The following is a 19,870-nucleotide window of genomic DNA, read 5'->3' on the forward strand; positions in this document are numbered from 1 at the left end:
GTATTCAACGATATTCAATAATCTTACAGTTTTTTTACATACCTTTTACACCACCTCAAGATACTATCGATATTCATCCCATAAAATGAAAGTAAGCAAGTCTAACTTATGGGAGGGACTGAATGAAAATTACTGTTGCTGGAACTGGGTATGTAGGACTGGTAAATGGAGTTTGCCTTGCGGAAATGGGATACGAAGTCGTTTGCATTGATACAGACGAAACAAAAATCAACACATTGCAAAAAGGGATTTCGACGATTTATGAACCTGGCCTTGAAGGACTTCTCAAGAAAAACAGCAAATCCGGCAGCCTCCGCTTTACACTAAACCCGCGGGAAGCCTATTCCGATGCCGACGTCATCATCATTGCTGTCGGTACACCTGAGAACAGTGATGGATCAGTAAATTTGGAATATATTTTTTCAGCCTCTTATACAATTGCAGCACATATGGAGAAGGATGCAGTCATTTGTACAAGGAGTACTGTCCCAGTCGGCACGAATGCACAAATCGAGGAAATCATTGCTCGATTAACACCTCCACCCCTTCGCGCACATGTAGTTTCACTGCCAGAGTTTCTTCGTGAAGGCTCTGCAATCTTTGACTTCTTTAATGGTGACCGAGTTATCATTGGTGCGGCTAATGAGAAAGCTGCTGACGTGATTGAAGGACTTTTTCTTCCATTAAACATTCCTATTGCAAAAACAGACCGAAATAGTGCCGAAATGATTAAGTATGCAGCGAACGCGTTTCTTGCGACAAAGATTAGTTTCATTAATGAGATTGCGGCACTGTGCGAAAAAGTCGAAGCCGATATTGACGAAGTAGCCAACGGAATTGGAATGGATGGCAGAATTGGGCCACACTTCCTACGGGCGGGAATCGGATATGGCGGTTCCTGCTTCCCTAAAGACACCAAAGCCCTGCTTAAACTCGCCGGAAATATGGAACACCCTTTCATGCTTCTTCAATCCGTTATTGAAGTTAACAACAAACAGCATTCACTTCCTGTCGCAAAAGCAAAAAAGGCAGCCGGATCACTTGCCGGAAAAAAGGTTGCCGTACTTGGCTTATCTTACAAGCCTGATACAGATGACATAAGAGAGTCCGCTTCAATCAGGATTATCCAGGAGCTGCTGGATGAAGGCGCAAAAGTGATAGCCTATGATCCTTCAGCAGTCCCAAATGCCAAAAGGTTGTTCGGGGATGCAATCGATTATACCCTTGATATCCGTAAGGCATTATCTGATGCTGAAACAGCGATCATCGCGACGGACTGGGACCAAATCAGGCATCTTCAGCCATCCGTATTTGCTTCTTATATGAAAGAGCCCATCCTTATCGATGGCCGTAATTGCTTTTCGCCTGAAAGAATGAGACTTGAACCCATTACGTATATATCAATTGGCAGGCCGGCACTGCTCAAGGAAAAATCAAGCGCTTCTTTTAACTGATTTTATCCTGTATTTTCACACCCAGACCCTGCTTGAAGGCACCAATGTATTGCTTGGATTTAGGATGTCCTAATTCGATTGATGCCAGGAGGTCAGTATGAAAATTGCTATTTTTACGGACACGTATCATCCGGATATGAATGGGGTTGCGCGGACACTGAAGCGTCTTTCCGATTATTTGGAGGGCCAAAATATTACATGTAAAATTTTCGCTCCAAAAAGTCCATCTGAATATGTGGCAGACAATCTTCATCAGTTCGCCAGCCTTTCTTTATTTCTTTATCCGGAGTGCCGGCTGGCATTCCCCAATCTTATCAATGTAAAGACAGAACTCGAGCGTTTTTCACCAGACTTGATCCATGTTGCCACACCATTCAATATTGGGTTCTGCGGCGCTTATTTTTCAAAAAAAATGAATATCCCTTTGGTTGGTTCGTATCATACCGACTTTGACCAGTATTTAAACTATTACAATCTTGAATTCTTATCAAACTATTTATGGAGGTATATGGCCTGGTTCCACAAACCCTTCCAGAAACTATATGTCCCTTCATTAGAAACATTGAACCAGTTGCAGCAGCGCGGTTTCTCTAATCTGGAACTTTGGGGAAGGGGCGTTGATTGCAGCCTCTTCCATCCAAACTATAACAAATTGTCGGGGCGTATGCGATATCACGCAGGCAATAAAGTCATTTTCAGCTATGCCGGACGGCTGGCGCCTGAGAAAGATCTCAATACGCTCATGAGTGTTGCCACCTCCCTGCCCAAGGCGATTCAGGAGAAAATCCAGTGGATCATTGTAGGCGACGGCCCGGAGCGGGAGGAGTTAGAAGCACAGGCTCCCCGAAATATGCTTTTTACCGGTTATTTAAAAGGGGAAAAGCTGGCTGAGGTATATTCGATATCAGATGTGTTTGTTTTCCCTTCTCCGACAGAAACATTCGGAAATGTCGTCCTTGAGGCACTAGCAAGCGGGACCCCGGTTGTATGCGCGAATTCAGGTGGAGTGAAACACCTCGTCAAAGACGGGATAAGCGGATTTCTATGCGAGCCCGGCAATCCTGAAAGTTTCAAGAAAGCACTATTAACATTGATGAACAACCCTTCCCTCCTTCGCTCGATGGGACAGCAAGGAAGAAACTTTGCCCTCACCCAAAAGTGGGACACGATACTCGCTTCCCTTGTATGGTCCTATCGGGATGTCATTGAAGCCAAGGTTGAAAGAAAATATGCGTAATAAACCCGAATCATGAAGAATACATTCAGTTGAACTTATTCCATATACTCGAAAGCCCTATCTGCCTTGTTACGGATAGGGCTTATTTGTGATTCAGTATTGGGAACATAGTCTTATTACCGATTGCCAGGATGGGATTTTTGGATTCGGATTTCATTGAAAATAAACCCGGCTGCAATGGCAGCCGGGTTGAGTACGAGTGATTTATTTTACTACCTTAATGTAAAAGTATATATCCTGCCCGTATTTCTCGGGTTCTGCCATGAGCTGATAGCCGTGCTTGACGGCTTCTTCAGGAACACTGCGGAATGATTGCGGACAGTCTGCGATGACTTGCAGCACTTCTCCGATTTTCATAGTTTTTAGCGCATCCAGCGCATAAATGACGGGGTACGGTCAAGGCTCGCCCCGAATGTCGAGTGTATAGTTAACATCAATTATTTGTGACACGGTTTATGCCTCCTTTGTAACGTGAGTAAGCTTCTGGGACTTCTGAAGCTTGATGCCTGAGCCGTAACGGAATCGTTTTTCCCACCAGGAGGATAGGAGGAACCAGGCAACAAGCATGGCAATGGTTCCGAATAGCGCGCCCATTGGCCCCCACTCTTCGATTAGATTTACTTTCGGATAATTTTCCACAAGGGCATTGTAAATGCCAAGATGGTCCCAGCCATATGCAAGTGCGGTTGCACCGATGATATTGCCTGCGAACACTACCCAGTATAACAGCTGGCCTTCCATTGCCCGGTACATCATGCCTGTCTCACAGCCTCCTGCAAGGACGATCCCGAAACCGAACAGCAATCCGCCGATCGCTGTACTTGGCGCAGCTACTTTAATCAGGGCAAGTGAGCCGCTTTGAATATAGAAGAATGTCACGATAACACTGATCAGCATCCCAACGGCAATTGCTTTAGACATCATCGCGCGGCCGCTGATCCACATGTCGCGGAAAGCGGATGTGAAACAAATTTGCCCGCGTTCAATCAGGATTCCGAACAAAGCGCCTGCGATACAGGCTACTCCAAGCATGGTTTTCCCCGCCGCAAAGAAATAAATGATAAGTGCGAGATAAAGCAACGCGACAATCAGACCGATGACAGGCTGAACCTTTTCGTTTTGTGCTTTTGGTTTTGAAGGTTTCATCGGCCCTTTCATTAAGGACGGTTTCCCGAGCCACCATTTGGTGTTGACGACTTTCACACCAAAGTAAGTTCCGATGGCAGTGGTCACCATAAAAATCCAGGAATGAAACGAGAATTGAGGAACTCCTGTGAAAAAGGCAGCAAGATTACAGCCAAGTGCAAGCCGGGCTCCAAATCCAGCAATGATTCCGCCAGTAAATCCTTGAACGAGGCGACGCTTTTGTTTCGGTACACGAATCTTGAAACTGTTGCTGAGCAAAATCGTAATCGCCGCGCCAACCAGCATCCCGATGACAATCCAGCCGTCGGTCCGGCTTATCGGAGTCCCTTCTAGACCGACCAGGCCGAAATACGCCCAATCGGAAACATCCGCTCCGAACCATTCGAGCATATGGCCGCCAAACCTGGTAAATTCCCCGGTAACCGCCCAAACCGTCCCGGTAATCCCAAAGTACAAAGCACTGACCAAACCCGCAATGCTGATTGCAATGTAAGGATTCCAGTAATTCTTAAATATTTTTTGATAAAGACTCATGAATTGAACCTCCAACATAGGTTTCTTTGATGAAGTAGAAAGCAATTTATTAAATGTACAAACAATACCAATCCAACTTTACTAGCTATTTTTCGGAGGAGCAATTTGAATTATCAATACATTAGATGATTATCAATCGAAACAACCAATAAATATTTTTGCGACAAAAAAAAACAGCACCTTCACATTGGAAAGGTGCTGTTCCTAGAAGTTATTGTCTTCAAAAAAAGGCAACTGCTTGCTTTCTTAATCCCACCAGAAGTACCAAACAGAAGAATTGATAAGTGTGCCTGCCAAAGACATGACGGATCCAGTAATCTAATTTTTACAAGACTGACTCACATTTGAATGACTTTCCTTTAATCTTCTTCTTGTAACCTCATCAATTAGATAAAAAATTATAGAACATATAGTTGGTAATATAAAAACGCTCGGGTTTAGGTAGTCAACTAGGCTAAAAATAGCAGTAAAAAGACCAAAACCAATATGAATTAGTCCCGAAACCAAAGCACGGTATTCAAGGTATCTTTTAGAAACAAGCTCTGCGATGATGGAAGCGGGTATTCCATAGCAAAATACACCTATAGAACTAAAGAATAAAATAAGTAGAAATCCTGCAATATTGGCAATATCAAAAGAAGGTAACGCTGCAATAATTGACACTACAGTAAATCCAAGAGAGAAAATAAAGGATGTATAAAATGCGACTTTAACTTTTCTTAGTCTATTTTCGTACATTATCTCTCTCGCATTAGGTATTAGAAATGAGACAGAAAATATGGCAAGTAACAATTTTATATATGTAGGTATAGTAGAGACATATATTATTAATAAGACCAGAATAACACAGAAATTAGGAATTATGTTTTTGGCTTTTAGCATTCAAATTCAACCTTTCACTTTTAGGAAGTTAACTAACACCTCTATAGTTGATTAACAAGTTAACTACCTGCTGAACAATTAGGGCTAATATTGCTGTAATTACTATGCCTATTACTATTATTCAATGATTATTTTGGATAATCCTTCTTCAACTAAACTGCCCCGTTTGTTTAATAAGGAAATATAGTAAAAAACAGGTTAATCCCTCTTGAAACAATATCCATTATGTGAGTTAAAGGTATTTATAATTTAAGCACTTCTATATTCTTGCAACGAATTATTAATGTATCAGAAGCAAGCAATATTTCGTGACAGAGGTATTCACTATCATAAGATGTTACTTCATAAGATATCCAATCATCTAAACCTCTTTTACCTTCAAATACTATTTCATTGCTATCAGCACAAGTATTTCTTTGTATATCATAATCCATTAGAAATTTATTTACACCGACCCACTTAACTAGGTACTTATCTCCGCTATTGTGCAATAAATGAACTTCAATTATAGTAGGGTCATCCTCATCGTTTCCTACATCTGGGTTAAATATATTCTTAACCTTTAGAGAAAAAATGTGGGAATCGTGAAAGGAATCATTAGAAAAAAACGTATATGCTTCATTATTTAAGCGTGGCTTTAACAGCTTTAATTGGTCTAAATATCCGTCTATATCACTAAAATCATCGGTGAAAAATTTCATTTTTGCCCCTCCATTTTCCGTCTTTATATGTATTTAATCTTTATTCGATAGAATGGCTTCAGTTCCTTGTTCAACTAACCTGCCCCGTTAGTCCAATAACGAGTAACCACCCAAGCTTTGGGCAATTCACTTTATAATAAACTTGAATCACTTACTTATCTGATCGACTAATTTGATCAAGCACTCATTTCGCAGGTTTATATGATGGATTACGGTCTAATAGTCTTATTAGTATTTCTTTGGCCCTCATTTCCACTCATAATCAAGGCTTCCGAATATTGCAAGGACGCCTTGTCGCTATTAGGGTTTAACTCATATGCTTTTTTCATATAGGTTACTGCTTCGTTTTGCTTCCCCAATTTAGCAAGACACTCACCAATCCTGGCATAAGTTTTAAAATGCTCGTTTAGTTCACAAGATTTTAGGAAGCAATTTAAAGATGTCTGATAATCACCATTTTCAAAACGAACCATTCCCTCACCATGAAAGTGATAAGACTCTTCATATCTATCCATAAACGAATTTTTCCCCTCTTATATGTGTTCCTATAGACCTCAAAGATTTTCAATTCTGGGTTTTCTTGAGAAAAGTAGTAAATTAGTATCCAAAATGATAAATATCCATCTTCCTCAGCCTCATTCAAAATTTGGTAGTCAACTAAATCAATATTACCCACTGGCTTTATCTCCTTCTAATAATTTCAATAGAGTTTTGATTCTTATTGAACAAACCTGCCCCGTTTGTTTAATAAGGAATTCAATAAAAAAGGCGGTTAATCCTTCCTGGATTAACACACCCGATAGTTCAATAAGGGAAGGGCGACAACTATTACTTTAGCTGTCGCCCTTTTTATCAGCAATTACATGTTCGACTTTAACTTTTAATTTCATCTGCAATCGTGGGTTCTACAAGATCTTTTCTTCGATAAACATTTAAAATGAGTCCTAGAACAGCAGCATAAAAGAGTATTGCACTGCCTCCATAACTAATAAAAGGCAGAGAAACCCCCATTATAGGCACGACACCAAAGCTCATCAAGATGTTCCAGGTAGTAGGAACCGCAAACAATGTAGCACCACCAATTACGATCAATCTCCCATAGAGGTCCTTTGTTTTAAACGCATTTTTTGAGATCCTTAAAATAAATATCAGTAGGATCAAACATAGAACTAATCCGAAAGCCCAGCCAAGAGAATAGACGAGGAAGGGAAAAGCAAAATCTGTATGTGCTTCTGGTAACAATTGATAATCCAACTCGTTGGAAAGTCCGTTACCGAACCATCCCGCTTCTGATAGGACATTCCTAACCGCCTTATACATATATCCTGCTCCATTTGAATCGGCAGCAGGGTTTATAAAAGCAGATAATCTAGTTAACAAATAACTTTGACGTGAGGTCATGTAGAACATAATAATGAAAATGATACCAGCCAATAGATTTGTTATGGCCAGATTTACAGCTAATTTCTTATGGATTCGAGCGAAAGCAAACATCCCAAGTATGCAGAAGAAGTAAATAATACTAACCATAAAGTCTGGCACCATCATGTAGAGCGAGATGGGAATCCAAAATAAAACAAAAAGGAAACCTTGTTTCTTCCAACTTTGAAACTCATTAATCTTGTTAAAAATACCAACCCAAGCAAGAAAAAAGAAAAATAAGCTCATCATGGTTCCATCGACCGTCAGGCCTGGGAGGGAAACCCACTTCTTTGCTCCGTTGGTCATAATTCCAAAAAGATGAAGATATATATGGATCAATAGGCCTATCGCATAAAAGTATATCCATCCGTTCTTTAATTTTTGGTAATCAAAGAAAAGTAATCCAATGATTACAAGAATAGCCAGGGTGTACCAAATCGCCTGTCTCCCCATAAAATAGGTACCTGATAGGGAAAATTCAGGAATCCCATCAACTAACGGGAGAAAACTAATACCAGCAAAAAGAACAAATAAAACAATTAGAACCCAATCCATTTTCGGCTTATGTAGGGGATTTAATCTCTCCCCAATGGTAAATGGATTTCCCATTTCTTGAATCGCCTTTTCCTCTGCATCCTCTTTAGAAAACCCTCTCTTTTTGTAAGATTGACTTAACTCTTGCAGATGATGAATAAGCTCTTTTTTTATCATGTTGTGGGCATCCTTAGATTTCACTTTGGACGTTACTTTACTTAAAAATTCTTCAAATTTGGGAGAACTCATAAGGACGCCTCCTCTAGTAAGTGTTTAAGGGATAACTCTTGTTTTGATTTATCTTGTTTATAGGTAGCTAAGTATTTTTCCCCTTTGGAATTTAAGGAGTAATATTTCTTTTTGTTTATCCATTTTGAAGTAAGAATTTCTTTATTTTCTAGTAGATGTAGAAGTGAATAAAGCTGCCCTTCATTTTTTTGGAAAGTACGTTCATTTTTTTGAAAAAGTTGGGTAGAAATATTGTAGCCATCCTTTGATTCATGCTGAACCGATTCTAATATAGCTGTGATGGTTTCTATCTTCCAAGAATGAAATTGTGATTGAGATTGTCTCATACGAATGGATTCTTTCACCGCATTTTTTCTTTCATTGGAAAAAGAAAAATCCTTGAAAATTGATTTTTTCATCGAACTCTTCAGGTTAGTAAATGGATCATTCATCTCCTAAACCTCCTCGATCATCTTGTCTTTTAATAATTCTTTCGCACGCTTTAATCTAGTTTTTATTGTATTTATATTTACTGTCGTAATCTTACTTATTTCGGCTAAAGATAGTTCTTCATAATAATGCAGAAATACTACTTCTCTGTACTTTAGAGGTAAATTCATGACAGCATTTGTTAAGATGGTTTCTTCACTATTCGCGATAATCTCTTCTTCAACCAGTTTTGATTTCGAAGGTATATAATCCAAAATTTTATCGCTAAGCGTTATTTTGCGATAATGCCAGCTTCTTAAGTAGTCCTTACAATGATTACTAGCAATACGATATACCCATGTTTTTAGTGTTGCCTGCTGATTAAACTGATTTAACTTTTCATAACATTTTAAAAATATCTCCTGCGTTAAATCTTCTGCTGTCGTTCGATTTTTAACATATGTATATACGAGATGCAGGATATCATCGCTATATTCTTGCATTAATTGATCAATTATTTCCTCTCTCTCAAGCAACATACTTTCATCTGTCACCGCCAGTTGTTTTAGTCCATTCATCTTGTTATCACCCTCTCACATATAATAGACGTAGCTAACCTTCATCTGGTTTGAAAAAATATTGGATTTTTATGACCTTCTATAATCTAAGGTATAAATGGAAAAAGGAACAACCTCTTATCGGATTGTTCCAGAATGTTGTATGTAGGTTAGATGGCTTATAATACTACTTATTCGATTAATAATACCTTACTTCTCAGAAGGAACTGCAAGTACAACAGCTCCTAAATTCAGAATTATTTATCGGCGTAAATCTGCGTTTTCCTGACGCTACCCCTTTTTTAACTATCCTGCCCCGTTTGTTTAATAAAGAGTTCAACAAAAAAAGCGTTAATCCTCCTGGATCAACGCACCCGTTAGCTGAATAAGGAAAAAGTCTAATGGCTCCAGGTCAGTATCTTGGGCATAATACGGTTTATATACATTAGAGTGGGGGTATAGTATGAGGCTAAGAAATGGAGATTTTTATACAAATGTTTTTACCAATAAGTTATATAGGTTAAATGAAGATAACGATAGCAGCTGGTACTTAAGTTTGCGTGATGAAGAAGGTTATCATGAAACAGAAAAAATATCAGGGCGTGATATGATTAGATTGGTGGAAGGTAGTTATAAAAAAAGCTAATAAAAAAGCTACCCCATTCCTGTCATAGTACCTGTAATCAGATTGTTTAGCGGAAAGGAGATAATACTAGAAACAATCATAAGATTTTCCAAGGAAAAAGTCGCCTTTATGTCGAATATAGGAGATAAAGGGGATGATCCAATGAATAAAGTTGAGTTATTAAAAAAATTACTAAATAGCAGTCGGGGTAATATGTTTTCATTAGAAATTCCTACTACAAAAGAAAATCAAAAAAAGATTCAAGAGTTGATTAGAGTATTAGAAACAGAAGTAAGAATTAAATTAAGAGAATATGTACAGAGAGAATACTCCGTTTATTTACATGGAATAATTAAGTATGCATCTGAATAATCGGATGCTTTTTTATTGGGGTGAATCACCATCGGGATCTTCAAATTATACAGTAAGCCAAGATGGGCATAATATTTTTATGAGATTTAGAAATTATGAACCGTCATAACCCACAAAGCCAAAAATCCCTTGGGCCTCTATTTTCCTAAATTAACCAGATCGTAATAAAACTAATTCTATATATAAAATACAAATTCCTTTTTAAAGTAAATGACCCTTAGTTAAATAAGGAAGTTCACATCAATTATAGAGCCTTTATAATAAGTAGGTTTATGTTATATTTACTTTAAGTCTAAACGACTTGGGGAGGAAGTGAATCGATATGAACGATCAACAATCCGAAGAAATGATTAAGCAATTAGGAAGGATTGCGGATGCTTTAGAACGTATTTCACCGCCACAGCCAATAGACCCTGTTACAAAAAATTCGCAGAAATAAAAATATAATTCGCTTCTTAAAGCGGCTTTTTTATCCCTTGGTACGCAATAATGTTGATAATCCATCAAAAAAACAACTCCTATACGAGCTCTTTTTATAGCGGTATCTTCTTCAACTTAAGCACCCAGTTGAATAAGAACAAGTGTATTTCATTGCCCGTTTGTGAATAGCATTTTCCTCATCTCCAAAGTCATTAGTTACTCCAACAACCTTTTATTATTGTTCAACAAACCTGCCCCGTTTGTTTAATAAAGAGTTCAACAAAAAAAGCGTTAATCCTCCTGGATCAACGCACCCTTTAGTTCAATATGTTTCTATTACGGTAAGGTTAAGTAAAAATCAAAATCACTAAATTCACTGTAGGGAAACCCCTAAAACGAAATAAAAGCAAACACTTAGTAGAAAGTTCCCTTGTTATATTCAGTTACTCACTTTGTACAAGAAAAAGCTAATACTACTGGGATTCTTAGTCTTCTTGCGAACTCTTCATCATTGCTAAAATGTTCACGTATAGGTGTCCCTTCACGTAATTCAACTACTGAAAAACCACATTTAGTAAGAGCCTTAAAATAATGTTCAGTTGTCCGATGATATTTCACTACTATTTGTTCAATCCAAGGTTCTTTTCTTTCTCCCTCGATAAAATAATCATCAACTATCCAGTTACCACGTTTATTTCCTGATTGTTTGCTTATAAAGGACGAAGTAGTAAGTGGATGTTGGACACTAAACACAAACTTTCCATTATCTTTTAATGTATTATGCACCTTTTGAAACAGTAAGTTAATATCTGAGACGTAATGTATTGCAAAGCGAGAAGTAACAATATCAAAACTATTTGTTGGATAACTGTATGATTCCATTGTCTCGTGATGAATAGTACCGTTATCTTTAGTCAAATTATGATTTGCATAAGCTATCATTTGTTTAGAACCCTCTATTCCAGTGTAAAAGCCTGCACCTTGGTTTAGCAATTCCTTTCCAAATGATGCATCACCGCAACCTAAGTCTAAGATACTTTTATCTTTAATGTCACCGATAAGTTCAAAAATGATAGGATTCTCTATAGCATTGTTGGGACTATCCTTTCTTCCCCTTCTCTTCATATAATTTGAAAAGAAATCTTTTTGGTCGTACACGCTTGCTCCCCTATATTCCATATATAGCTTTCCCCTTCCTTATTTCTCCCCTAGATGTAAAAATTAATCGAGTTAAAGCCTTTGAATTTTTCCAATAGGAAAATTTCTTCAACTATTCTGCCCCGTTAGCTTAATAAACTTTTCTCATTTACATCTATTATGTTTACTAATTCATCTAAGGTTCCAATGCACTTATTGATTTCAGGCAATTGATAAAAAGTACTTGTTGTTTCAAGGTTATCTACTTCATTATTCGATGAATAAAGATAGATTTTCTTACTATTCCCAATAGCAATACCAAGTTCAACGTGGCTGCCTTTTCCTGCTGGTAATAACACTACAACAAAATCAGCTTCTATTACGGCATTTGTCTCCTTTTGACCTATCCCCTTTAGTTCTTCTAAGGTTGTAACGTTTTCATTTAGAGTCCAATCATATGTATGGATGAATCCTTTTTCTTTCAACATTTCACTAACATACCTAACCTTATCTATATTCTTAAAACTAGATGCAATATAAAATTTCAACTTTTCTCCCCCTTTTTAATCATAAATATTAACATTTCTTATTCAACTAAACTGCCCCGAATGTTCAATAAGGAATTTAACAAAAAAACACGGTAACTTCATATGCACCGTACTTAAAACGTTATTATTGTTTTCTATTGTATTTTTCGTATGCAAAATACCAATGTGGCTTATTGTTTCTAATTAGTCCTATTGCTTCGCTATAAGCTGGTTTCTCAAGGCTCTTGAGAGCTTCAAAATCAATTTTATCAATTTTGAGCCATATAGAAGCTATTGATTCCCCGCAACTAGCCCGTATCATTTCTTCACCGTTTAAATTATTTGCAACCTTAATAAGTGCTGCAATAACATCCTCTTCTGGAAAATTCGAAAGGTCTATGGCACAGTCATCTCTGGTTGCATCGTCAATGTTTTCATCAAGTAAATACTCAATTAATTTTTCTTTGTCCATAATGCCTCCAGTATTACTTTCCTCAACGCACCTGTTAACTGAAATTATTAATAAACTTCCTCTTCTAATTTTTCAATTCTGTCTCTCAACTTTTTATTCTCTTTTTTTACTTCATAGGAGTTATAAAACGCCCCTGCGGCAAGCGAAAACGCAAACCAGGCCCATAACCAATCCATTCAAAATCCCCCTCTATACTCTCCCTAATAATTCATTACCTTATTGGACTAACCTGCCCCGTTTGTTTAATAAGGAATTCAACAAAAAGGGCCTTAATCCTTCTTGGATCAAAGCACCCGTTACTTTAAGTACAATACTTCACCATCTCCGAAGAATCCCTTTAATTATGGGTTCAAGTAAGAATCTCCTTCTAACGTTTTTATATTTATTATATTTATCGAACTGGATAACTACTTAAAACTGAAAAAGAATGTGCCAATATTTTTTAAACAAGACAGTCCATAAAAAACCTCCCTTAAAACAAGAGGAGGTTAGCATAATCGACATTGTCGGAGTACATATTTTTCCTTGTAGCATCTCTTGCTCATAGTGAATATTATATAGGACTAGGACGAGTAGATATGTGTATTTACGAAGGGAGATAGAGTAGATTTCATGAATAATCAATCTAAAGAAATCCTCGGTTCATGGATAGCAGCAATCGGAACAATTAGCTCGGCTATCGGAAGTACACCATCACATTTCATAAATAGTGATTTGCGAAAAAATCTAGATTTATGGGGGAATGTTTTGCAAGCAACCGGAAATGCTCTAGAAGCGGATGGACAAGGGGCAGTTTCTCTCGAAAAGCTTGGAAATGAAATACAATCAATTGGAAATGTTACTGTAATTTCTGGGCTAATTAGTAACTTTGAAAAAGAAATCGAACAGAAGTTGATAATTTCTGGAAACTTGATACAAGCTTTAGGTGGACTTGTTTCACTAGCAGATGAATTAGAGGATCCTACAGCTTCAGGTCAATTATATAACATTATAGGTAATCTGTTACAATCTATAGGTAATTCATTACAGGCTATAGCAGGAACTTATGAATTAAAAAATGAGCAAAAAGGCTATAAAATACATAAAAATCCTGAATCATTAGAAGTTAGTGGCAGTTGGATACAAGCAATTGGTTCTGTAATTTCATTGATTGGACAAATAAAAGAAGAGGATAATGAAATTGACGTATCAGAAAGGTAAACATCGGATTAACATTAGCTTTGTTTACTTTTTCTGATATTGGGAGCAAGGGATTTAAGTAAAACTAAGTATGTTTTCCGTCATCTTGGTTTACATAAACATTATAAAACGGTTCTATGCAATCTCTTTTTCAACTATTCTGCCCCGTTACTTGAATATAGAAAAAGCGATCCCTCATTATTGAAGAATCGCACCTGTTAGCGGAATAACTAATGTTAAGAGTCCACCTTACTTTGCCAAAGAACAAAATTGATTTTTTCCATAGTTATTTTTCGTAGATATTTAAGGCAATACCTTATACGGTCTCATCATTTCATTACCTGCATGTTCAAGAATATGGCAATGCCATACATATCCAGGACCAAGGCTAGGATCAAATTGATACGGTCTGCCATCCTGGGATGCAAACCGAACTCTTATAGTCGTTACTTCTCCTGGATTCATTTGTATAGTATCCTTCCAGCCTTTCTCATTGAGTGGAGGAGGAATAGGCTGACCTTGCAAATATGGGCTGATCGGCAGAATCTTGGGCTTAGTAAAATATGGCGGGGTGCCCGGAGGTGTCGTTTGATTTAGTTTCTTCCATTCTCTTAAATAATCGTCTGATCGGACTTTGTGGCGGCTAACGAGCTGGTACTGAACAAGATGAAGATGGATTGGATGAGTATCATCGGTAAGATTTACAACTTGCCAATCTTCTGTCGTTCCTGCCCGTGGAAGCTCAGAAACGGGATTTCGCATCATTTGTCCATCTAACGTAACTGCCAACGGGCCATTAGGACCCTCGAATTCGAATAAAGTTAAAGTTCTGGTTATCGTTGGCTTTAATTGCGGCATATTGTTGAGAATAGGTGGTAATTTCTTTGGCGGTAGGACGGTTTCATTAGTGACTGTAAATTGCATAATTTGACCAACTGTTTGTGGATCGGCTGGTGTTCCACCCGGGAAAGGGGCATTTGCAGTGTTCATTAAAATAACGGTCGTACCCGGAGCCAGAGTAGAGAAATCAATAAGGATATCTGCTCGTTCTGCCGGTGAAATCAAAAGTGAGGACAGTTCTACAGGTTGAGGTAAGTAACCTCCATCGCTGCCAATCTGGATAAATTTTTGTTGATTTGATAGCTTTAAATCATAAAAACGTGCGTTTGAGCCATTTACAATACGGAAACGGTATTGTTGAGGCTTGACATTAAGGTTCGGCCAGACCTTTCCATTCACCGTTATTGTGTTTCCAAAAAACTCTGGTACCCAATAAGGATGAATACTTGGGTTAACCCCCACTTGCTCATAGAAAAGAGAACCATCTGTATTAAAAGATCGGTCCTGAATGATGAGCGGAATCTCATTTTCTCTACCAGGAAGAAACGAGGCATTTGGGTCATTCATATCACGAAGCATATAACCCCCTGCAAGTCCAGCGTATAAAGTCAAACGATTTATTCCCATGGTATGGTCATGGTACCAAAGGGTTGTAGGATGCTGTAAATTTAGGTAGGTGTACTTATCAGTTGTAAATGCCATACCTGTCCTTCCATCTGCTGTAAACCAAGCATTAGGATGACCATCAAAATAAGATGGAGTTTCTCCACCGTGCAAATGAGTGACAATAGGTACAGGTTTCTGTGCTAGGGGGAATCCTGGTGGAAATGATGGAAATGGTGGTCGGGGAATTGCCAGGGAATTTGGATTTGCCCAAACGATTGTCGGATCCACCGGGAGAAAAAGGGGGCTAGTAAGGTTGTTTATCCATTGAACATGTACAGGAATTCCTCGAATAGCTTCAAATGTAGGGCCTGGAGTGCTTCTAAAGTAAACCGCTCTTCCTGTGTTTGAGTCCTGTATCATACCGCCGTAACCATAAACTTTCGTTGTACCGAATCCAGGTGGTAAGAGTTGTTGCTGGAACTCACTAACATTAATTTTATATTCATGGCCAATAACCTGACCAGTGTTAGGTTGTCTTAGAATCGTAGGCATATATACCGGTGGGATGAACAGTTGATTTATATATTTAGGAATACTTTTTGGATCTAAAGGTTTTACCATAATCTCCGTCCTTTCCTCTCCATATCACTACGGTATATGAAGGAAAGGAGAATTTTATGCCCAGCTATTTCCACCTTTTATAATAACCTTGATAAAAACCAGCTGACTAAAAAATTTACGTTATTAAACTAACCTGCCCCGTTTGTTCAGTAAGGAATTTAAAAAAAGATGGAAATCCTTCTTGGGTCGCACTTGTTAGTAAAAAGTATCCACTTTGGTTTACTAAACACCAAACTGTATTAAATGAAGTCAAGGTGCTTGTAATTCCCCTTTCCCCATTGCTCAGATGTAAGTTTACCGAAAAAAGGCTGTGGATGATTTTCTATAAACCTGCCCTTTTAGCTTAATAAGAAAATTAACAAAAAGGCGCCTAATTGTTTTGAAAATTTTGCTGGATATTAATGGTGTATCCAAATAACCGCTGGTCTATTGATTCTGCTACTAAAATTTTTAGTGAGGAATGGATATTTGATGACGAGTTTTTTGTCACCGGATCTGAAATTTATGGGAAAATATACTTTATCATAAATTGGAAAAAGAACTTCGAATAAAAAAAACATAGGGAGATTTTAGTCTTCCTATGTTTTCATTCATATTATTTATCTGTTTGTTTTTGCTTCTTTTTCAAATACTCTGCACGCAATTTTTCAAGTTGCTGCTTTTTATCAAATTTGTCAGGAGTCTGTTTTTCATGAAATTTTGTCACAGCTACCTTACCTTTGGTATCCAATTGATATTTTCCCACTTTGTTCACCTACTTTTCTTGTCCTTAAAGAGAATCTATCCAACAAATATAATATACCTTATTTTACTGAAGTAAACCTTATTACTTTATTAGTGTACTGCTAACCTTGCATATATAAGCAAGTAAAAACATTAAAAACAAAGTAAAATAATTCATCGCCAAACGGTATTCATTTCATTGCTATAATCAAAATAATATGCCTAGACACTCTGCATAAGCCTCAATAATTCTTTGAACTACCCCCACCTATGAACTGAAGAATATTCTGAATACTCTAGTTATAATGTTGATTATATTGTAATGAATTGGAAGATGGAACCAATTTTAAATCATGAATTTTTTGGTTTTCATTATACTCCTTTATTTGCTGATTACGTACGTACCCACTGTGGGCGTTGCTCGACTGGTTGTTGGATGCTTATTGGGGCGTCGACCGCCAGCCGGAAGGGCTGGCTTTTTCCAAAAGAGAGGTTGAAGGTTGAAGTAATACACTTCGTCGGAAAATCATTGATGCGGTATTTTCTTTTTCGGTTACAATGGATTTAATCCCTGGCCGTGATCTCTGTTCCTTTTAGCTTTATTCTCAGGGTAAAGATTCTTTCTAAAAACACTGTCCCATAAATTTACATTTACTGATTTTTTCGATAAAATGTTAACTAACTAACTATCTTTTATTTGTAACTTTTAAGAAAGCAGGTGCTGATTTGAGTTTGAATGTAAGTGCGGCCAGGCAGCAGGCGCGGGCTCTGGGCAATAATGCTGATGAAGTAAAGGCGATTTCCAATCAATTGGAGTCTTTCCAATACAATTTAAATAGCCACTGGCAGGCTGAGGAAATGACCTATGTTAATCGGGCTTTCAACCGAATCCAGCAGGAGTTGTCTTCTATAGCCGTTACGCTAAATCAGTTGGAGACGTCTATCATAGATGCGGCTGAAGCGATTAGGAGAGAAGAAGAATTAGAGGAAAAGAGGAAACAGGAAGAAGAAGAGAGGAAACAAGAGGAATTGGAAGCAAAGATGAAACTAAGTGGTGGTATGAGATGAACAAGTTAATGGTAGACGTTGCACAGTTGGAAAAAGCAGCATCCAAACTTAATCAGCAAGCAAAGGATTGCGAAGCTATTTATAACCAATTGATTACTCTAACTGGAAGTACGGGAACCGCCTGGGAAGGTGAAGATAGTCTTGCCTTCGTTGCCCAAATAAAAGGCCCCCTCGATGACCTTCACAAAATGCAATCTACAATGAAGGAGTATGCCGAGTTTTTACAGTATAGTTCCAAAACGTATCGCGATGCTCAGCAAGATATCATCGCTGCAGCTAAAAGTTTATAGAATCACTCAAAAAGCCCATGGTCCGGAGTGGATTTCATGGGCTCTACATTTATTCTATTTCTTTTAAAAATTTTGCCGGGACTCCTGCAACTACTGTATTAGCTGGGACATCCTTCGTAACAACTGCTCCCGCCGCCACAACTGAATTGTCACCAATCGTTACACCAGGCAGGATGGTTGCATTTGATCCAATCCAGACGTTCTTGCCAATGTTAACGGGAAAGGGGTATGTTGTGTTTCTTGTTTCTAGAGGCAATCCATGGTTAAGTGTAGCAATCGTAACATTCATACCGATCATTGAACCGTCACCGATTGTAATACCACCTCTGTCTTGGAATGAACACCCTGTGTTGAAAAATACGTTTTTTCCGATCGTGATATTTTTACCAAAGTCAGTATGAAATGGCGGGAAACACATAAAAGAAGAGTCGACTTTGGTGCCAGTCAGTTCACTGAATATCTTTACTATTTCTTCCTTTGAATGAAAGGAACTATTCAATTCCATTGTGATCCTTTGGGCTTCATAACTGCATTGAGTTAATAACCCATGTAATTCTTTATCCTCACCTGAAATTGGGTTGCCTTTCCTGCAAAAATCCAGAAACTCTTCCATGTTCATTTTTCATACCCACCTTTCTTTGCAAAGAGGTACGAGTCCCCAGAAGGACCATACCAAGTACATTCCATTTGCTAAAAAAGGTGAGACTGAAAGCATTGCCCGTCAATCTCACCATACTTATTCAGTTTATTGTTTTTTAGATTTCATTATTTAATACTTGAACTATATGGTGCTGATATCGATGACGAACCGGTACTTCACATCGGAGGCCAATACGCGTTTATAGGCTTCATCAATTTGGTCTGCCGTAACAATCTCGATTTTAGGAACAATAGAATGCTCTGCACAGAAATTGAGCATTTCCTGGGTTTCGCGGATTCCTCCAATCATGGACCCGGCAAATGAACGGCGATGGCCAATTAGTGACATCACGTGCAGTGACAACGGCTCTGCGGGCGCACCGACGTTTACTAAGGTTCCATCCAACGTTAGCAGTGATAAATAAGCATTCAGGTCAATTTTAGCACTAACCGTGTTAATGATTAAATCAAAGGATCTTGCCAGTTTTTCGAACGTTTCTGAATTGCTTGTGGCATAGTAATGCTTTGCTCCGAATTGCAGGCCGTCTTCTTTTTTATTTAGTGATTGGGATAATACAGTCACTTCAGCACCCATTGCACTTGCGATTTTGACTGCCATATGGCCAAGGCCGCCCATGCCGACAACGGCTACTTTCTTGCCAGGGCCGGCTCCCCAATGTTTTAGCGGCGAATAGGTAGTAATGCCTGCGCAAAGCAATGGCGCTGCGGCGTCAAGCTCAATGTTATCAGGAATACGAACGACGAAATTCTCCGTAACGACAATGTGGGTTGAATAGCCGCCCTGGGTAGGCTCGCCGTATTTGTCAACGCCTGCATAGGTAGGGACATTTCCTTTGAGACAGTACTGTTCTTCCCCTTTACGGCAGTTCTCGCATTCCCCGCATGAATCGACCATACAACCGACTCCTACCCTATCACCAACCTTGTACTTTGTCACTTCGGGGCCAACCTGCGTGACAATTCCGGCAATCTCATGACCAGGTACGAGCGGATAATTGACCGGACCCCACTCCCCATGAGCAGTATGGATATCCGAATGGCAAATGCCTGCATATTTAATTTCAATTAGAACATCATGCAAATCAAGGTCGCGCCTTTTAATTTCAGCAGCCCGGAAAGGCTTGTCAGGACCATCGACGGCACGCGCTTTAACAGTTATCATAAAAAAACCTCCAATAAACTTTATTTTTTCAAGAGAATGAGCAT

The 19,870-nt window shown here is 38.4% G+C and carries 23 protein-coding genes and 1 pseudogene; 7 read left to right on the forward strand and 17 right to left on the reverse strand.

The genetic code is table 11. The annotated features are described in order from the left end of the window. The first annotated feature begins 122 nt into the window (after positions 1–122). Positions 123–1,454 (forward strand): UDP-glucose dehydrogenase family protein, encoded by a 1,332-nt coding sequence (locus TY16_RS14545; protein ID WP_043932590.1) that lies wholly within the window; start codon positions 123–125, stop codon positions 1,452–1,454. 97 nt (positions 1,455–1,551) lie between these two features. After that, complete coding sequence (locus TY16_RS14550) at positions 1,552–2,691, forward strand: glycosyltransferase family 4 protein (RefSeq protein ID WP_043932591.1); 1,140 nt, start codon at positions 1,552–1,554, stop codon at positions 2,689–2,691. 204 nt (positions 2,692–2,895) lie between these two features. Here the strand turns inward: TY16_RS14550 and TY16_RS25755 are convergent, their stop codons facing one another. The 8 genes from TY16_RS25755 to TY16_RS14585 form a co-directional block, all read right to left on the reverse strand. Next, positions 2,896–3,075 (reverse strand): sulfurtransferase TusA family protein, encoded by a 180-nt coding sequence (locus tag TY16_RS25755; protein ID WP_269320346.1) that lies wholly within the window; start codon positions 3,073–3,075, stop codon positions 2,896–2,898. A gap of 69 nt (positions 3,076–3,144) precedes the next feature. After that, positions 3,145–4,389, reverse strand: coding sequence for a selenium metabolism membrane protein YedE/FdhT (gene yedE, locus TY16_RS14555; RefSeq protein WP_442853220.1), 1,245 nt, complete (start codon positions 4,387–4,389; stop codon positions 3,145–3,147). A 300-nt stretch (positions 4,390–4,689) separates the two neighbouring features. Continuing rightward, the gene (locus TY16_RS14560; protein WP_043932593.1) at positions 4,690–5,253 is read right to left on the reverse strand and encodes a hypothetical protein; all 564 of its coding nucleotides are present in this window, start codon (positions 5,251–5,253) and stop codon (positions 4,690–4,692) included. A 242-nt stretch (positions 5,254–5,495) separates the two neighbouring features. Continuing rightward, entirely contained in the window at positions 5,496–5,954 is a 459-nt protein-coding gene (locus TY16_RS14565; RefSeq protein ID WP_043932594.1) for a hypothetical protein, read from the reverse strand. A gap of 209 nt (positions 5,955–6,163) precedes the next feature. Next, positions 6,164–6,469: a tetratricopeptide repeat protein gene (locus TY16_RS14570; protein ID WP_043932595.1), complete on the reverse strand. Its 306-nt coding sequence runs from the start codon at positions 6,467–6,469 to the stop codon at positions 6,164–6,166. Between the two features lie 358 nt (positions 6,470–6,827). Continuing rightward, a complete protein-coding gene (locus TY16_RS14575; RefSeq protein WP_043932596.1) occupies positions 6,828–8,159 on the reverse strand; it encodes an FtsW/RodA/SpoVE family cell cycle protein in 1,332 nt (443 codons plus the stop codon). Further along, on the reverse strand, positions 8,156–8,590 hold the full coding sequence (locus TY16_RS14580; protein WP_043932597.1) for a PadR family transcriptional regulator: 435 nt from the start codon (positions 8,588–8,590) through the stop codon (positions 8,156–8,158). The genes TY16_RS14575 and TY16_RS14580 overlap by 4 nt, the downstream gene beginning before the upstream one ends. A gap of 3 nt (positions 8,591–8,593) precedes the next feature. Continuing rightward, positions 8,594–9,145 (reverse strand): sigma-70 family RNA polymerase sigma factor, encoded by a 552-nt coding sequence (locus tag TY16_RS14585; protein ID WP_043932598.1) that lies wholly within the window; start codon positions 9,143–9,145, stop codon positions 8,594–8,596. Between the two features lie 442 nt (positions 9,146–9,587). Between TY16_RS14585 and TY16_RS14590 the strand changes: the two genes are divergently transcribed. Both TY16_RS14590 and TY16_RS14595 read left to right on the forward strand, forming a co-directional pair. Continuing rightward, positions 9,588–9,770, forward strand: coding sequence for a hypothetical protein (locus TY16_RS14590; RefSeq protein WP_043932599.1), 183 nt, complete (start codon positions 9,588–9,590; stop codon positions 9,768–9,770). Between the two features lie 141 nt (positions 9,771–9,911). Continuing rightward, positions 9,912–10,121: a hypothetical protein gene (locus TY16_RS14595; RefSeq protein WP_043932600.1), complete on the forward strand. Its 210-nt coding sequence runs from the start codon at positions 9,912–9,914 to the stop codon at positions 10,119–10,121. 867 nt (positions 10,122–10,988) lie between these two features. On the opposite strand, the gene TY16_RS14600 is transcribed toward TY16_RS14595, so the two are convergent. From TY16_RS14600 to TY16_RS27110, 4 genes are all read right to left on the reverse strand, one after another. After that, positions 10,989–11,720, reverse strand: a complete 732-nt coding sequence (locus TY16_RS14600; protein ID WP_043932601.1) for a class I SAM-dependent methyltransferase — start codon at positions 11,718–11,720, stop codon at positions 10,989–10,991. Positions 11,721–11,824: 104 nt separating this feature from the next. Then, positions 11,825–12,226 (reverse strand): nucleoside 2-deoxyribosyltransferase, encoded by a 402-nt coding sequence (locus tag TY16_RS14605; RefSeq protein ID WP_043932602.1) that lies wholly within the window; start codon positions 12,224–12,226, stop codon positions 11,825–11,827. 124 nt (positions 12,227–12,350) lie between these two features. Continuing rightward, on the reverse strand, positions 12,351–12,677 hold the full coding sequence (locus tag TY16_RS14610; RefSeq protein ID WP_043932603.1) for a hypothetical protein: 327 nt from the start codon (positions 12,675–12,677) through the stop codon (positions 12,351–12,353). 47 nt (positions 12,678–12,724) lie between these two features. Further along, positions 12,725–12,853, reverse strand: a complete 129-nt coding sequence (locus TY16_RS27110) for a hypothetical protein (RefSeq protein ID WP_269320304.1) — start codon at positions 12,851–12,853, stop codon at positions 12,725–12,727. Positions 12,854–13,289: 436 nt separating this feature from the next. On the opposite strand from TY16_RS27110, the gene TY16_RS14615 reads away from it, so the two are divergent. Beyond that, positions 13,290–13,877 carry a DUF6944 family repetitive protein gene (locus tag TY16_RS14615; protein ID WP_043932604.1) on the forward strand — a complete coding sequence of 196 codons (588 nt, stop codon included), beginning with the start codon at positions 13,290–13,292 and terminating at the stop codon, positions 13,875–13,877. 282 nt (positions 13,878–14,159) lie between these two features. On the opposite strand, the gene TY16_RS14620 is transcribed toward TY16_RS14615, so the two are convergent. The 3 genes and pseudogenes from TY16_RS14620 to TY16_RS26630 all read right to left on the reverse strand — a co-directional run bounded on the left by TY16_RS14620 (position 14,160) and on the right by TY16_RS26630 (position 16,668). Continuing rightward, the gene (locus TY16_RS14620) at positions 14,160–15,923 is read right to left on the reverse strand and encodes a multicopper oxidase family protein (protein WP_043932605.1); all 1,764 of its coding nucleotides are present in this window, start codon (positions 15,921–15,923) and stop codon (positions 14,160–14,162) included. 222 nt (positions 15,924–16,145) lie between these two features. Beyond that, positions 16,146–16,240: pseudogene (locus TY16_RS27300) on the reverse strand (DUF1569 domain-containing protein); the annotation flags it as partial. Positions 16,241–16,518: 278 nt separating this feature from the next. Continuing rightward, positions 16,519–16,668 carry a hypothetical protein gene (locus tag TY16_RS26630; protein WP_043932606.1) on the reverse strand — a complete coding sequence of 50 codons (150 nt, stop codon included), beginning with the start codon at positions 16,666–16,668 and terminating at the stop codon, positions 16,519–16,521. A gap of 704 nt (positions 16,669–17,372) precedes the next feature. Here TY16_RS26630 and TY16_RS14630 point away from each other — a divergent pair. Both TY16_RS14630 and TY16_RS14635 read left to right on the forward strand, forming a co-directional pair. Continuing rightward, positions 17,373–17,714 (forward strand): hypothetical protein, encoded by a 342-nt coding sequence (locus tag TY16_RS14630; protein ID WP_043932607.1) that lies wholly within the window; start codon positions 17,373–17,375, stop codon positions 17,712–17,714. Further along, positions 17,711–18,004, forward strand: coding sequence for a WXG100 family type VII secretion target (locus TY16_RS14635; RefSeq protein ID WP_043932608.1), 294 nt, complete (start codon positions 17,711–17,713; stop codon positions 18,002–18,004). Before TY16_RS14630 ends, TY16_RS14635 begins: the two co-directional genes overlap by 4 nt. A 49-nt stretch (positions 18,005–18,053) precedes the next feature. On the opposite strand, the gene TY16_RS14640 is transcribed toward TY16_RS14635, so the two are convergent. Continuing rightward, positions 18,054–18,623 (reverse strand): sugar O-acetyltransferase, encoded by a 570-nt coding sequence (locus TY16_RS14640; RefSeq protein WP_043932609.1) that lies wholly within the window; start codon positions 18,621–18,623, stop codon positions 18,054–18,056. A 162-nt stretch (positions 18,624–18,785) separates the two neighbouring features. Then, positions 18,786–19,826, reverse strand: a complete 1,041-nt coding sequence (locus tag TY16_RS14645; RefSeq protein WP_043932610.1) for an NAD(P)-dependent alcohol dehydrogenase — start codon at positions 19,824–19,826, stop codon at positions 18,786–18,788. Positions 19,827–19,870: the final 44 nt, after the last annotated feature.

Origin of the sequence: Bacillus sp. EB01 (genome assembly GCF_000613125.1) — a bacterium.
Classification (GTDB): domain Bacteria; phylum Bacillota; class Bacilli; order Bacillales; family Cytobacillaceae; genus Bacillus_D.